The organism is Roseobacter sp. HKCCD7870, from assembly GCF_037830315.1.
Lineage (GTDB): Bacteria > Pseudomonadota > Alphaproteobacteria > Rhodobacterales > Rhodobacteraceae > M30B80.
Genome location: NZ_JBBLYO010000001.1, coordinates 412,480 through 425,865, shown reverse-complemented (window position 1 = coordinate 425,865; position 13,386 = coordinate 412,480). Strand labels below are relative to the sequence as shown.

13 protein-coding genes are annotated in these 13,386 nt (G+C 55.0%); 3 read left to right on the top strand and 10 right to left on the bottom strand.

Annotated features, from left to right (window positions below):
- Positions 1 to 162 precede the first annotated feature (162 nt).
- Positions 163 to 1,974 carry an extracellular solute-binding protein gene (locus AAC637_RS02225; RefSeq protein WP_340302130.1) on the top strand — a complete coding sequence of 604 codons (1,812 nt, stop codon included), beginning with the start codon at positions 163 to 165 and terminating at the stop codon, positions 1,972 to 1,974.
- 59 nt (positions 1,975 to 2,033) lie between these two features.
- Here AAC637_RS02225 and AAC637_RS02220 read toward each other — a convergent pair whose 3' ends face one another.
- From AAC637_RS02220 to AAC637_RS02210, 3 genes are all read right to left on the bottom strand, one after another.
- On the bottom strand, positions 2,034 to 2,747 hold the full coding sequence (locus tag AAC637_RS02220) for a DUF502 domain-containing protein (protein WP_340242733.1): 714 nt from the start codon (positions 2,745 to 2,747) through the stop codon (positions 2,034 to 2,036).
- A 94-nt stretch (positions 2,748 to 2,841) separates the two neighbouring features.
- The gene (locus AAC637_RS02215; protein WP_340302129.1) at positions 2,842 to 3,753 is read right to left on the bottom strand and encodes a pseudouridine-5'-phosphate glycosidase; all 912 of its coding nucleotides are present in this window, start codon (positions 3,751 to 3,753) and stop codon (positions 2,842 to 2,844) included.
- Positions 3,754 to 3,755: 2 nt separating this feature from the next.
- The gene (locus AAC637_RS02210; RefSeq protein WP_340302128.1) at positions 3,756 to 4,646 is read right to left on the bottom strand and encodes a PfkB family carbohydrate kinase; all 891 of its coding nucleotides are present in this window, start codon (positions 4,644 to 4,646) and stop codon (positions 3,756 to 3,758) included.
- A 220-nt stretch (positions 4,647 to 4,866) separates the two neighbouring features.
- Between AAC637_RS02210 and rpsB the strand changes: the two genes are divergently transcribed.
- Together rpsB and tsf are read left to right on the top strand one after the other, a co-directional pair.
- The gene (gene rpsB / locus AAC637_RS02205; RefSeq protein WP_317654632.1) at positions 4,867 to 5,658 is read left to right on the top strand and encodes a 30S ribosomal protein S2; all 792 of its coding nucleotides are present in this window, start codon (positions 4,867 to 4,869) and stop codon (positions 5,656 to 5,658) included.
- 109 nt (positions 5,659 to 5,767) lie between these two features.
- On the top strand, positions 5,768 to 6,643 hold the full coding sequence (gene tsf, locus AAC637_RS02200; protein ID WP_340302127.1) for a translation elongation factor Ts: 876 nt from the start codon (positions 5,768 to 5,770) through the stop codon (positions 6,641 to 6,643).
- 304 nt (positions 6,644 to 6,947) lie between these two features.
- On the opposite strand, the gene AAC637_RS12675 is transcribed toward tsf, so the two are convergent.
- The 7 genes from AAC637_RS12675 to pstC form a co-directional block, all read right to left on the bottom strand.
- Entirely contained in the window at positions 6,948 to 7,199 is a 252-nt protein-coding gene (locus AAC637_RS12675) for a sigma factor-like helix-turn-helix DNA-binding protein (protein ID WP_445322702.1), read from the bottom strand.
- The gene (locus AAC637_RS12670; protein ID WP_445322724.1) at positions 7,165 to 7,467 is read right to left on the bottom strand and encodes an autoinducer binding domain-containing protein; all 303 of its coding nucleotides are present in this window, start codon (positions 7,465 to 7,467) and stop codon (positions 7,165 to 7,167) included. The genes AAC637_RS12675 and AAC637_RS12670 overlap by 35 nt, the downstream gene beginning before the upstream one ends.
- Positions 7,468 to 7,731: 264 nt before the next feature.
- Positions 7,732 to 8,418, bottom strand: a complete 687-nt coding sequence (gene phoB, locus AAC637_RS02190) for a phosphate regulon transcriptional regulator PhoB (protein ID WP_340302125.1) — start codon at positions 8,416 to 8,418, stop codon at positions 7,732 to 7,734.
- Positions 8,419 to 8,440: 22 nt separating this feature from the next.
- A complete protein-coding gene (gene phoU, locus AAC637_RS02185; RefSeq protein ID WP_340302124.1) occupies positions 8,441 to 9,154 on the bottom strand; it encodes a phosphate signaling complex protein PhoU in 714 nt (237 codons plus the stop codon).
- 22 nt (positions 9,155 to 9,176) lie between these two features.
- Entirely contained in the window at positions 9,177 to 9,986 is an 810-nt protein-coding gene (gene pstB / locus AAC637_RS02180) for a phosphate ABC transporter ATP-binding protein PstB (protein WP_411567067.1), read from the bottom strand.
- Positions 9,987 to 9,989: 3 nt separating this feature from the next.
- Positions 9,990 to 11,759 (bottom strand): phosphate ABC transporter permease PstA, encoded by a 1,770-nt coding sequence (pstA, locus tag AAC637_RS02175; protein WP_340302123.1) that lies wholly within the window; start codon positions 11,757 to 11,759, stop codon positions 9,990 to 9,992.
- Positions 11,759 to 13,327, bottom strand: a complete 1,569-nt coding sequence (gene pstC / locus AAC637_RS02170) for a phosphate ABC transporter permease subunit PstC (protein WP_340302122.1) — start codon at positions 13,325 to 13,327, stop codon at positions 11,759 to 11,761. Before pstC ends, pstA begins: the two co-directional genes overlap by 1 nt.
- Between the last annotated feature and the right edge of the window lie 59 nt (positions 13,328 to 13,386).

Genomic DNA, 13,386 nt, shown 5'->3' with positions numbered 1-13,386 from the left:
CAAGTTATTGAGGCAGGTTTCATACAGGCAAGAAACCTATCGAGCAGTGCCTTATGTATAACCATGTTTGCGGTAGAGTTCCAACAGAAAAGTTTGCGCTTCTTGCGCCAAGCCCCTAGCATTGTTCCTATAATTAATAAGAAAACGGGGATTGTTTTCAAAATGGCACGAGTTTGTTTCAGACGTTTGGGGGTATGGGTGGGGGCCGCGATTGTCGCAGTGTCAACCGCACATGGCGAACCGCAACATGGCATCGCTATGTATGGCGAGCCCGCCCTCCCACCAGATTTTGTGCATTTACCCTATGCAAATCCAGATGCGCCGACAGGCGGGCGGATTGTGACAGGCGAGGTTGGGGGCTTTGACAGCCTCAACCCGCATATCCGTTTGGGCAGCACGCCATGGCAATTGCGGTTCTTGGCTTATGAATCGCTTTTGATCCGCTCTTGGGACGAACCGTTCACGCTTTATGGCCTGTTGGCCGAATCGGTTGAGGTTGATCCTGCGGGATTTTGGGTTGAGTTCACGCTTAACCCTGCGGCGCGATTCTCGGATAACAGCCCTGTCACAATGGAAGATGTGATTTGGTCATACGAGACTTTGGGCACCGAAGGGCATCCGCGCTATCTGAATGCGTGGCAGAATGTCGAAACAATCGAGGCGCTTGATGAGCGCCGCTTGCGGATCACATTCAAGGAAGCTGATCGTGAAATGGCGCTGATCATGGGCCTACGCCCCATTTTGAAAAAGGCGCAATGGGAAGGGCAAGATTTTCAGGCCTCAGGTTTGGATGTGATCCCCATCGCTTCGGCCCCTTATGTGGTTGATGATTTCGAGGCGGGGCGTTTTGTGTCCTTACGCCGTAATCCTGATTATTGGGGGGCGGACTTGCCCGTGCGCCGTGGCACCAATGTGATTGATGAAATCCGCTTGGAATTCTTTGCCGATGGAAATGCGATGTTTGAGGCGTTCAAAGCGGGTATCGTGACGACAATGCGCGAAACCAATGCCGCAAATTGGGCTGAAAATTATCAATTCCCCCGCGTGCAATCGGGCGAGGTTATTCTGTCCGAAGTGCCGCATCAGCGCCCCTCTGGAATGAATGGGTTGGTGATGAACACGCGCCGCGCGGCCTTTTCCGATTGGCGCGTCCGCGAGGCGATGATCCAAGCCTTTAATTTCGAATATATCAATCTCACCTTGAATGGCGGGGTCGAGCCGCGGATTACCTCTTATTTCTCAAACTCGCCCTTGGGCATGCGCGATGGGGCGGCTACGGGCCGTGTGGTCGAGTTACTTGCGCCGTTTGAGGCGGATTTGCTGCAAGGGGCGCTTGAGGGCTATGCCCTGCCACAGACCGATGGCACCGAGGCCAATCGCGCAGGCATTCGCCGCGCAATGGCGCTGCTTGAGGAGGCAGGATATCGCGTTGAAAATGGGGTGATGCAGACGCCTGAAGGGGCGCCGTTTACCTTTGATATTCTGCTCTCCCAAGGGTCGACCGAGATGCAATCCATCGTGAACATTTATGTCGAGGCTTTGGCACGGCTTGGGATTGTTCCCACAGTCACCACTGTTGACAGCGCGCAATATCGCGAACGGATTGATAATTTCGACTTTGATATGACCGATATCACCCGCGGTCTGTCGCTGAGCCCGGGCAATGAGCAGCGGCTTTATTGGGGCTGTGATTTGGCGGAAACTACAGGATCACGCAATTTAATGGGGGCCTGCCATCCAGCGATTGAGGCGATGATTGACCAAATGTTGACCTCGGCAAGTCAAGAGGATTACCGCGCGGCTGTCCACGCCTTGGATCGCGTGCTGATGAGCGAGCGTTATGTAATCCCGTTTTGGTATTCGCCAATCAGCCGCTTGGCGCATAATGCAGAGCTGAAATTCCCCGACTACATCCCGATTTATGGCGATTGGATCGGATGGCAGCCCGATGTCTGGTGGATGGAGGCACAATAAAAAAAGGGCGGTCGGAGGGCCGCCCTTTTTTAGTGTTTTAGGCTGATGCGTTCGCGGGTCTATTTCGCGGTCTTGGACGCGGCCATAGCCTCGACCGCTTTTTTTGCATCCTTGCCATTAGGGTAGACAAGCCCGGCGGAAATGATCAGCTTTGCTGCGTCTTCGACAGTCATATCCAATTCAATCGTGTCTTTGCGAGGCACAAAGAGCAAAAAGCCGGATGTCGGATTTGGTGTGGTGGGCAAAAACACGGAAATCAGATCATCGCCAAGCTTTTCGGCCACTTCGCCCTTGGCCTTGGTCGAGACAAAGGCGATGGCCCAGATACCTTTGCGCGGATATTCGACCATGCAGGCACGGTCAAAATTCTGCTCGCCTTGTGCCAAAACAGTTTCGACAATCTGTTTCAGCCCTGAATAGACAGAGCGCACAAGCGGAATCGACAAAACCAAACTTTCGGCCCAACGGATCAGCGAACGGCCAATAAGGCCCTTGGCAATCCAGCCAACAATTACCGCAAAAACGAGGAAGGTCGCCACGCCAAGGCCACGAATATCAACCTGAAGGCCCGTATAATGTTGGATCAAAAGCAGCGGGTTATAGCGGCCTGGAATAAAGGGCAAAACCCAACTGTCGATCCATCCGATCAGCGTCCAGACCAACCAAATGGTCACCGCAATCGGGGCAATGACCACCACGCCTGTAAAGAAATTATTGCGTAGGGCGGCCAAGATACCGCGGCGTGGGGGTTTGGGATTTTCGGGCAATTGCATGATGCGGGGGCGCGTTGGGGAACCGTTAAACCTGTCTCGATCAGGTGTAAGGGGGTTTCGTTAACCTTACAAGAGGCAAGGGGCGGCGAGGTCGTCAGGGTTCCATTGCCATGGCCAGCGCAATCTGCGCGCCAAGGCGCGCATTGTTACGGATCAGGGCAATATTGGCTGCAAGGCTTGCCCCTTGGGTGGCCTCTAGAATTTCAGCGAGAAGAAAGGGGGTCAGTGCCTTTGCGGTGATGTTCTGTGCATCGGCCTTGCGCACCGCATTTTCGATAACAGGTGCAAGGGTTTCGGCGGCGATTTCATCTGTCACAGGAATTGGGTTTGTAACCAATTGCCCGCCATTCAGCCCTAATGTCCCGCGCATCAGATGGGCGCGGGCGATTTCTTGGGGGCTGTTCATTTGCAGGGGCGCGCGAATGCCACTGTCGCGTGACCAAAAGGCAGGGATCATCTCTTGGCCATAGGCAATGACAGGCACGCCCAATGTTTCGAGCGTTTCAAATGTTTTGGGCAAATCCAAAATGGCCTTTGCCCCCGCACAGACCACCGTCACAGGCGTTTCGGCCAGTTCTGTCAAATCGGCGGAGATGTCAAAACTGTGCTCCGCCCCCCGATGCACGCCCCCAATGCCCCCCGTAGCAAACACGCGAATGCCCGCAAGATTGGCGCAGATCATGGTTGCGGCCACTGTGGTGCCGCCTGTCTGGCCAAGAACAAGCGCCGCCGCCAAATCAGCCCGCGAAAGTTTCGCAGCCCCCTTGACCTGCGCAAGGTTGCGCAGCTCTGCCTCGGAAAGCCCAATTTTAATTTCCCCCTGAACCACGGCGATTGTGGCAGGCACCGCGCCCTGATCTCGAATTTCGGCCTCAACGGCCTGTGCGGTTTCAAAATTGGCGGGGTAGGGCATGCCATGGGTGATGATGGTGCTTTCAAGGGCAACCACAGCGCCGCCTGTCTTTAGGGCATGTGCAACATCTGGGGCGATGGTGAGGGGAAGCATGCTTAATCCTTTCCTGCCACATAAGCGGCGGCTTCGTTGAGTGCAAAAATTTGCGCCTCTTTACGCGATGCACCTCCGGTTTCGGCGGCGATATGGGCGGCCATGAACCGATCCCCTGCACCTGTCGCGCGGGTGGCGGTAACCTGTGGTGGCGTGCCCGTCACTGTTTCGGCACCCGCCTTGGCGTCTACAGTCAGGCCCGCACCATCGGTCACGATCACGCGCGCCGCCCCCGCCGCGATCAGCGCTTCTGCGGCCTCTGTGGCCGAGAGGTCAGGCGCTTGCCCTGCTATCAAATAGGCCTCACGGCGATTGACATAAAGGCTTGCCATTGGGTGATGCAAAAGCGGGCACAGACGCGTGGCCTTGCCGGGTGATGCGGGCGCAATGCGTAAATCCGCCGCCTGAAAGGCAGGGGCATCCGCGATATAAGCCAAAAGCGCCTCGGTCAAATTGCCATCAAGCGCCACTACGCCTTGATAGGGGGCCGCGGCATCCCCCAAGGGGCCATGCTCTAGGGGGGCTAAAATCTGCGCGCCTGCGGCCTCAAGGCCATGTGCATCGGCGATGGCAGCCATCACTTGGCCTTGCGCCTCAATCGCCATGTAGTGGTCGGTCGGCCATTCAGAGCTACGAAAAATATGGTCGCAATTCATGCCGCGCTTTTCGCAAAAGGCCAGCAAATCCGCGCCTTCGGCATCACGCCCGATCATGGTCAGCAAAACGGGCTGCATCCCATAGGCGGCAAGCCCGATGGCAATATTCAACGCCACCCCCCCAGGAATGCGCGTAATACGCCCTGCAACATCATCGCCAAGCGCCATTGCCGTATCTGTGCGACCAATCACGTCCCACAGAACCGATCCGATGCAGATAATGCTGTTCTTTGTCATGGCTGCGTCTCTATCCCGCCTATGGGCCTACGTCTATGCCCCAGCAGTGCTGTTGCAGATGGCCCTTGCGGGCAGGGGGAAAATGCCCTAAAGCGCGCCTGTCCGAAAGGGCAATTCACAGGCGAGGGCGGGTCGCATAGAGGAGACATCTCTATCGATCCACCGGTTGGGGCACGGCCCCTGATCCCTCGCTCAGGCGCAAACCGGAAAGGAAACTGTTATGGCGCTTCCTGATTTTTCTTTGCGTCAGCTTTTGGAAGCTGGCGTTCACTTTGGTCACCAGACCCATCGTTGGAACCCTCGCATGGCCCCGTATATCTACGGCGACCGCAATGGGATTCACATTCTTGACCTGACCCAGACTGTTGACCTGCTAGAGCAGGCTTTGGTTGCTGTGCGCGAAACAGTTGCCAAAGGCGGCAGCATCTTATTCGTAGGCACCAAGCGTCAGGCACAGCGCCCCATTGCCGAAGCGGCAGAGCGTTGCGCACAGTATTACATGAACCACCGTTGGTTGGGCGGCACGCTGACCAACTGGCAGACTGTTTCCAACTCGATCAAGCGTTTGAACGAGATTGATGAAGCGATGCAAAATGGTATTGAGGGCCTGACCAAGAAAGAGCGTCTTGGCATGGAGCGCGATCAGGCGAAGCTGCAAGCCTCGCTTGGCGGTATCCGCGAAATGGGCGGCCTGCCTGATCTGATCTTTGTGATTGACGTCAACAAAGAAGACCTCGCCATTGCCGAAGCCAACAAGCTGGGCATTCCTGTTGTGGCGGTTGTTGATAGCAACTGTTCGCCCGCAGGCGTGGATTACGTCATTCCTGGAAATGATGACGCGGCGCGTGCCATCAGCCTTTACTGTGATCTGATCTCGCGCGCAGCCCTTGATGGGATGAGCGCGCAGATGGATGCAGCTGGCGTTGATCTTGGCGCAATGGAAGAGACTGTCGAAGAAACCTTGGCTGAAGCAGCACCTGCTGAAGAAGCCGCAGAAGACGCTTCTGCCTAACGGGTTCTAAGTTTGGCGGGGAAGCGCGCCTTTCCCGCTCGACTGACATATCTGTGACATATCGGCGGGGCATATCCCCGCCTGACTTACAAATCAGGAGATTCTCACCATGGCAATTACTGCTGCAATGGTAAAAGACCTGCGCGAAGCAACCGGCGCAGGAATGATGGACGCAAAAAAGGCGCTGACCGAAACCGATGGCGATTTTGACGCCGCGATTGACTGGTTGCGCACCAAAGGTTTGGCGAAAGCGGCCAAAAAATCTGGTCGCACCGCGGCCGAAGGTTTGGTTGCTGTTGCTGTTTCAAACGGCAGCGCGGTTGCGGTTGAAGTGAACTCGGAAACCGATTTCGTTGCGAAAAACGCTGAATTCCAATCCATGGTTGCGGGCATCGCGCAAGCGGCGCTTGGTGTGGATGACGTAGACGCCTTGAAAGCTGCGGATATGGGCGGCAAGCCCGTTGAAACAGTGATCACCGATGCGATTGCGAAAATCGGTGAAAACATGGCGCTGCGCCGCATGGCAAAATTGTCGGGCCAGACGGTTGTGTCTTATGTGCACAACGCCGCGGCTGATGGCATGGGCAAGATCGGCGTTCTTGTCGCGTTCAATGGCACCGATGAAGGTTTTGCCCGTCAGGTGGCGATGCATGTTGCAGCGGTGAACCCTGCATCCTTGTCTGCGGATGATCTGGATCCTGCGATTGTGGAAAAAGAGCGTCAGGTGCAAATCGACATCGCGCGTGAATCTGGCAAGCCAGAGGCCGTCATCGAGAAGATGATCGAAGGCCGTATGCAGAAATTCCTCTCCGAGGTGACCTTGGTGAACCAAGCCTTCGTCATCAACCCAGACTTGACTGTCGCGGCTGCAGCGAAAGAAGCGGGTGTTGAGCTGACAGGGTTTGTGCGCCTTGAGGTTGGTGAAGGCATTGTGGTGGAAAAAGAAGATTTCGCCGCAGAAGTTGCGAAGGCCGTTCAAGGCTAACTCCGCACCAAATTGCGAAACAATGAAGGGCAGGGGGCAACCCCTGCCTTTTTTCTTGTAAAATGAAAACGGCGTCACTCAGGTACATGAATGACGCCGCCAACAGCCCGCTTTTTATTTGGGGACGCGGGACTGACAGGTTGCTCTAGGTACAACCTGTATGTGCCTGCGGGGGACACCGCGCGACACATAGCGTTATTATATTCAATTTAAGAACATTGGACACTGAGGAATTCCTCAGGGCTGACCATGGTCACGCAACTGTGAGATAGGTTAATAATTGGTTAATAAAATAGTTCTGCGATCAACTTAAAATAAAAATTTGGTTTAAAACCAGCGCCTTAACCGTTGTTACATTTATCTCCATTGCAAAGGCTATTTCGCGCATGGTGCGTCCCTTGATCACCAATTCCAATGCTTCGCGCTGTCGTTCGGTTAGGATTCGCAAATGTGGCGAGACGGGCAGTGCAGTGGCGCATAGGTGAAACAGGTGACAATAGGCAAAGATAATTTCACCGTGTTCATCCCATATCTCGATGAGAGCCTCTTGGGTCATATGTTCTGCGCCGATCAATCCGAATTCCGCATTTGCCGCATGGTGGCGCTGATGGCAAATGCGTCCAAGGTTCTGCACCAGTGTTGGGCATGGCCCATTTGACGATAGGACAGATGCGATAGAGATTTTCGCCAACATAGCCCGCAACCAACGTTTTTGGGCAGGTGTGCAGTATACGGTTGTCATGCGCGTGACCCGTTTTGCCAAATTCAGCAGCAATCGGGTTGGTGGCATATATGAAATAGCGAAAGCCGTAAGGCGTCAGCATCTCTTGATGAAGCGCGACCAAGCTCTCGCCATCAGCGCAGGCCAAGTAACGCGCAGTCCGTGCATCAACCATAACACGCCCCAAGTTTAGCGACTTGAATGTATCTGCGCCGGGGGGTGGCTGTCGAGCGAATATTATTTCTTTGTTTAATTAGTTGGTTGCGATACTTTATTGAAGTGATCCTGCGTGTTTCCGCATCACAATAATTAACATAATCATGATTATCGGATAAATGGATGGGCGCAAACTCTCGCGACCCCATGATCACCCAAGCGCGTATCCAGCGCCGCGCACAGTGCGAATTGGGTCACCCTCGCCCCCGCCTCGCAGCGCCTTGCGCAGACGGCCAACATGAACATCGACTGTGCGACTATCGACATAGATATCGCGGCCCCAGACGCGATCGAGTAACTGTTCACGGCTCCAAACGCGACCTGGTCGTTCCATGAACGCGGTCAGCAAACGAAACTCCGTCGGCCCAAGATTAATCTGTGCGTCACCGCGGAATGCGCGATGTGCGCTGGTGTCGAGTTTGATATCCTCATATTCCAATGTCTCCCCCACCGAAGATGGCCGTGTGCGGCGCAACTGGCTGCGGGTGCGGGCCAAAAGCTCGGCCAAGGAATAAGGTTTCGTGACATAGTCATCGGCGCCTGTCTCAAGGCCGCGAATTTTGTCGACCTCTTCGGATCGCGCAGAAAGCATGATCACAGGTATCCGCGCCGTTTGCGTGCCTGACTTTAACTGACGACACACTTCGATGCCTGACACATTGGGCAGCATCCAATCCAAGATAATCAAATCGGGCGTTGTTTCGCGCGCGATAAGCAATGCCTCATCACCGCTATCGGCGGTCAGCACATCAAACCCCTCGGCCGCGATATTATAGGCCAGTACCTCGCGCTGTGCGGGTTCATCTTCCACAACCAAAATTACCGGGGAATGTGCCATGTTACGCTACTTTTTTGTTGGATTACAACTTGTTAGAGGCTTCAGAGATCACATCTTGCTTGGGGCGGATATCCTCAGGCATTGCGCCCGTTACAAGATACACCACCTGCTCTGCAATCGAGGTGACGTGATCCCCCATGCGTTCAATGTTTTTTGCCATAAAATGCAAATGCATACAGGCCGTAATTGATCTTGGATCTTCCATCATAAACGTCAGATATTCGCGGAAAAGTGCAGAATAAATCTGATCAATTTCAAGATCGCGCTCGCGCACATCTTCGGCCAAGCCCAGATCCCGTTGGATATAGGCATCAAGCACATCTTTAAGCATCAGTTCCACCTCGCGCGCCATTCGGCGCAGTGAGGCAGTTGCGCCCTCAATCGGGGCCTGCGCCATCACTGCATGGCTGCGCTTGGCGATGTTTTTCGAATAATCTCCAATCCGTTCCAAATTGGTCGAGACACGGAAAACAGAAAGCACCGTGCGCAAATCGGACGCTGTCGGCGAGCGCAAGGCCAAAATGCGCGCGGCTTCCTCGTTCACTTGGGTTTCCAAGGCATCAATGGCCGCGTCCCCTGCCCGCACCAGATCGGCCAGTTCAAGGTCGCGCGTGTCCAAAGCCAAGACCGATTTATGGATCGAGTCCTCGACCAACCCGCCCATCTTCATGATCCCCGCCTGAATGCTCTCTAGGTCGCGGTCAAATGAGGAAACAATATGTTCATTCGTGTTCATGGCAGCCCTTCCAAGCCGAGAATCAACCGATACGGCCCGTGATATAGCTTTCGGTGCGCGGGTCTTCGGGATTGGTGAAAATCTTTGAGGTGTCGTCAAATTCAACCAAGTTTCCTAGGTGGAAAAACGCGGTCTTTTGGCTGACGCGTGCGGCCTGTTGCATCGAGTGGGTGACAATCACGACCGAATAATTGCTGCGCAGCTCGTCAATCAGTTCTTCCACCTGCGCGGTCGCGATAGGGTCAAGCGCTGAACAAGGCTCGTCCATCAACAAAATCTCAGGGTTGGTGGCCACAGCCCGCCCGATACATAGGCGCTGCTGCTGCCCGCCCGACAGACCCGTTCCCGGGGCATCAAGGCGGTCTTTCACCTCATCCCACAGGGCCGCACGGCGCAGACTTTTCTCCACGATCTCGTCTAGATCGGCCTTGCTGCGGGCCAAGCCGTGAATGCGCGGGCCATAGGCGACGTTTTCGTAAATGGATTTTGGAAACGGGTTTGGTTTTTGGAACACCATCCCCACCTTGGCGCGCAATTGCACAGGGTCAACGCGGCGGTCGTAAATATCCTCGCCATCAATGCGAATATCGCCCTCAATACGCGCAATCGAGATGGTGTCATTCATGCGGTTCAAACAGCGCAGAAAGGTCGATTTCCCACAGCCTGACGGCCCAATGAAGGCGGTCACAGTTTTATCGAGAATGTCGACATTCACATCCTTAATCGCATGGGTGTCGCCATAATAGACCTGCACATTGCGCGCGGCGATCTTGATGGCATCCTCGCCTGCAATACGGGTGTCGAGTTGCATATTATTCACTTTCGTCTCCATGACTTACCACCTCCGCTCGAATTTACGGCGCAGGATAATGGCGAGGAAGTTCAACAAGAATAGAAGGGCCAGCATCACTATAATCGCGGATTGTGCCAAACCTTCGCGCACAGGCGCATCTTCATTTTGTGCCAAAAGGTAAACAACCGTTGGCATCGATTGTGTCTGCTCCAACAGACCCCCGCTGAAAGGAGAGGATAGCAGATCCGCGCCCGTTGATACAGACAGACCAATCAACAGCAAAGGTGCGGTTTCCCCAAGGGCCTGCGCGATTCCGATAATCGTGCCTGTTAGAATGCCGGGTGCTGCGAGAGGCAGAATATGGTGGAACATGGCCTGCACCTTCGATGCCCCTACCCCAAGGGCTGCTTCACGGATTGAAGGCGGCACCGCCTTTAGGGCCGCGCGGGTCGCGATCACAATGGTGGGCAGTGTCATCAAAGACAGAACAAAGCCACCAAGCAAGGCCGTGCCGCGAATGGAGGTTGTAATTCCAAGATCCGTCAGCGCGAACAAAATTGCGGCCCCAAGGATACCGAACACGATGGACGGCACCGCCGCAAGGTTGGCAATGTTGATCTCGATGAAATCGGTGAATTTGTTTTTGGGCGCGAATTCCTCAAGATAAATCGAGGCTGCGACCCCAAAAATCAGCGAGAACACCAAGACCACCAGCATCATATAGAGCGAGCCCATCAAGGCAGGGCCAATTCCCGTAATCTCACCGCTTTGCGAGTAAAGATTGGTAAAGAATTTCCAATGGAAATGGCGATTGATGATGTCGGCCTCAACCATTGCATCCGCCATGGCCAAATGACCCAATCCAAAACCAGGTGGCATATCGGCCTGACCGCGGCCTTGCAATTCACCCGTCAGATAGCGGGTGAGCGAGACTGCAACAGGCACGCCAGTGAATTTAGTTTCGCCGACCAGATTGGGATTAGCTACGAGGTAATCACGCGTATCACGGCGATTGGCGGCATAGATCATCGAGGCCAAGGCCGCATCATCAAATTCTGCGGGTTGGCGCATCAGACCTGCGGCATCGAGTAAGGCGGATTGCAGGCCTGTTTGTGCCAATGCGGCGGCGGCAGCGGGCATGGCATCAGCCGTGATCCCATCGGCAATGGCCTGAACCTGTGACGCGGCAGATGCAAAGCCCGCACCAGAAAGGGCCGTAGCGGCGGCCTCAAGCGCGGTATTTGCGGCCGCGATATCATCGCCATCAAGGGCAGATTGTGCCCCGCGCAAGGCGCTGCCCGCTTGGCCGAAGATACGGGCGACATCATCCCCTGCAACAGCACCGTTTCGCAGATCTGACAAAGGCACCCCTGCCCCATCCATTAGCCCTACTTGGGCAAGAATTTCCTCCGCACGGTCAGCGTAGCGCGCGGTCACAGTGGCCATGACGTCAATCCCTGCGGCCTCAATTGTGGCCTTGAGAGAGTTTGCGTAAATCCCGCGCTCAAACCCCGAGCGCAGGCTGACGTCAGCGATTTCCTCTGGCGTAACTTCGCCCCCGTTTTCATTCAGAATTGCAGGGTCGTAATAGAGTTCAATCTCGGCTTGATATTGCCAGAGCGCAGGGATGCCGCGCGAGACGATTGACCACAGAAGCACACACAGGAAAAACAAAACCACTGTGATGGCCGAGATGCCAAGAATGCGCAGCGCAAGACCCTTTTGGTGGCGCTTTTGCACCTGTTCTGAGCGGGCATATAGCGATTGCATCTTGCGCTTTGGCAGATCAGAGGGGTTGGACAGATCAGTCATCAGTCATACTGCTCCCGATATTTGGCAACAATCCGCTGTGCGAGCAGGTTCAACCCGAGCGTGACGAAGAAGAGTGTGAAGGCCAGCGCGAAAACCGCCAGAACATCGATCGAGTCGAACCCTGACCCCTCGCCCGTGAGGACGGCCACGATGCGGGTTGTCACAGTCACAACCGCCCCGAATGGGTTTGGCTCCAACCCTGTGACCGAAGACAGCGCGCCTGCTGCCAGAACCACAATCATGGTTTCCCCAATCGCGCGGGATGCGGCCAAAACGATGGCGCCCACAATGCCAGGCAGCGCGGAAGGCAAGATCACCTTGGTCACCGTTTCCGCGGGTGTCGCCCCTAGACCAAGCGAGCCATCCCGCATCGCCTGAGGCACGGCGTTGATCACATCATCGGACAAAGACGAGACAAACGGCACCAACATCATCCCCATCACAACGCCTGCGGTCAAAACAGAGACCGTGTTGGGCATAATCGTTGACCCCACCACCGCCTGCAAAAACGGGCCGACTGTCACAAGGGCGAAGATACCATAGACGATTGTCGGGATCCCCGCGAGGATCTCTAGCGCGGGTTTGATCGTGGCGCGCAACGCGCTTGGGGCAAATTCCGACAGGTAGATTGCCGCGGAGAGGCCCAAGGGAACCGCCACCAATAATGCCACAAGCGCAATGTAAAGCGTGCCCCATATCAAAGGCAAAAAGCCAAGCGCCGAGACATAGCTGCCATCTGGCCCCTCAGGCGCACCTGCAACATCGCCCGCAGGGGCCCATTCCATCCCAAAGAGGAAATTGAAAATCCCGTATTCCTTGAAAAAGGCTAATGTGGGGAATGTGATGGCAGATAGAATGCCAACAGTGGTCAAAATGGCGATGGTGGAGGCAAAGATCAAAAAGGCAAGGATCCAACGCTCGACCGAGATGCGCGCGCGGAAATCGCGGTTGATCAATTTTAGACCATAGAGAAACCCGCCGATGGCCAAAAATACTGCGCCGAGCCGCCCTGTCAGTTCGACCGTGGCGTTAAAGCCGCGCAGGCGCAAAGCTGTCTCAAACATTTTTTGCGAGATATTCGCGCCAATAATTTGCCCGTCATCGCGCAAGCGCTGCGCCAAAGGGGTGAAATCTACACGCCAGCCCTCAATATCGGCTTCGGCTGCGTTGCCATTGGCGATATAGCCATCAATCGCAACCGCCAACCCTTTGACATTCGCAACGAAGAGATCGCGCTGCGCGGCAAGGCGGACGTCTATCTCGTCCTGCGGCAAGCCATCGGTAACGTCAGCGGATAACTGCAATTCAAGTGCATTGGGATCAATGATCGAGGCGGTATAGCTGTTCGATGCAATCCCTGATCCAATCCACCAGAGAATAATGAAAATTAGTGCAGGCACAGAGGCCGCAAGGGCCACATGCATGCCATGTTGTTTCGGAAGCGAATGCAGGCTCGACTCAACCCCATTTGCGACAGAAATCGCGCGGGCGCGCCCGATAAAAAAGCCCACAATCGCAAGCACTGCAATTAGGGCCAAAACAAGCGAAATGCTGATTGTCAGGGGCATTTGGTCGTCCGCTCTGCTCTTTTAAGTTTTGCTCTTTGGGCGGGGTGGATCTGGGCGGT

Excerpts from the sequence above, each read along its gene's own strand:
- AAC637_RS02210 (WP_340302128.1), bottom strand. The coding sequence starts at position 4,646 with ATGACAAAGAACAGCATTATCTGCATCGGATCGGTTCTGTGGGACGTG.
- phoU (WP_340302124.1), bottom strand. The coding sequence starts at position 9,154 with ATGAACACGAATGAACATATTGTTTCCTCATTTGACCGCGACCTAGAG.
- rpsB (WP_317654632.1), top strand. The coding sequence starts at position 4,867 with ATGGCGCTTCCTGATTTTTCTTTGCGTCAGCTTTTGGAAGCTGGCGTT.
- pstB (WP_411567067.1), bottom strand. The coding sequence starts at position 9,986 with ATGGAGACGAAAGTGAATAATATGCAACTCGACACCCGTATTGCAGGC.
- AAC637_RS02220 (WP_340242733.1), bottom strand. The coding sequence starts at position 2,747 with ATGCAATTGCCCGAAAATCCCAAACCCCCACGCCGCGGTATCTTGGCC.
- AAC637_RS12670 (WP_445322724.1), bottom strand. The coding sequence starts at position 7,467 with ATGCTGACGCCTTACGGCTTTCGCTATTTCATATATGCCACCAACCCG.
- pstC (WP_340302122.1), bottom strand. The coding sequence starts at position 13,327 with ATGCCCCTGACAATCAGCATTTCGCTTGTTTTGGCCCTAATTGCAGTG.
- AAC637_RS02215 (WP_340302129.1), bottom strand. The coding sequence starts at position 3,753 with ATGCTTCCCCTCACCATCGCCCCAGATGTTGCACATGCCCTAAAGACA.
- pstA (WP_340302123.1), bottom strand. The coding sequence starts at position 11,759 with ATGACTGATCTGTCCAACCCCTCTGATCTGCCAAAGCGCAAGATGCAA.
- AAC637_RS02225 (WP_340302130.1), top strand. The coding sequence starts at position 163 with ATGGCACGAGTTTGTTTCAGACGTTTGGGGGTATGGGTGGGGGCCGCG.
- AAC637_RS12675 (WP_445322702.1), bottom strand. The coding sequence starts at position 7,199 with ATGACCCAAGAGGCTCTCATCGAGATATGGGATGAACACGGTGAAATT.
- tsf (WP_340302127.1), top strand. The coding sequence starts at position 5,768 with ATGGCAATTACTGCTGCAATGGTAAAAGACCTGCGCGAAGCAACCGGC.
- phoB (WP_340302125.1), bottom strand. The coding sequence starts at position 8,418 with ATGGCACATTCCCCGGTAATTTTGGTTGTGGAAGATGAACCCGCACAG.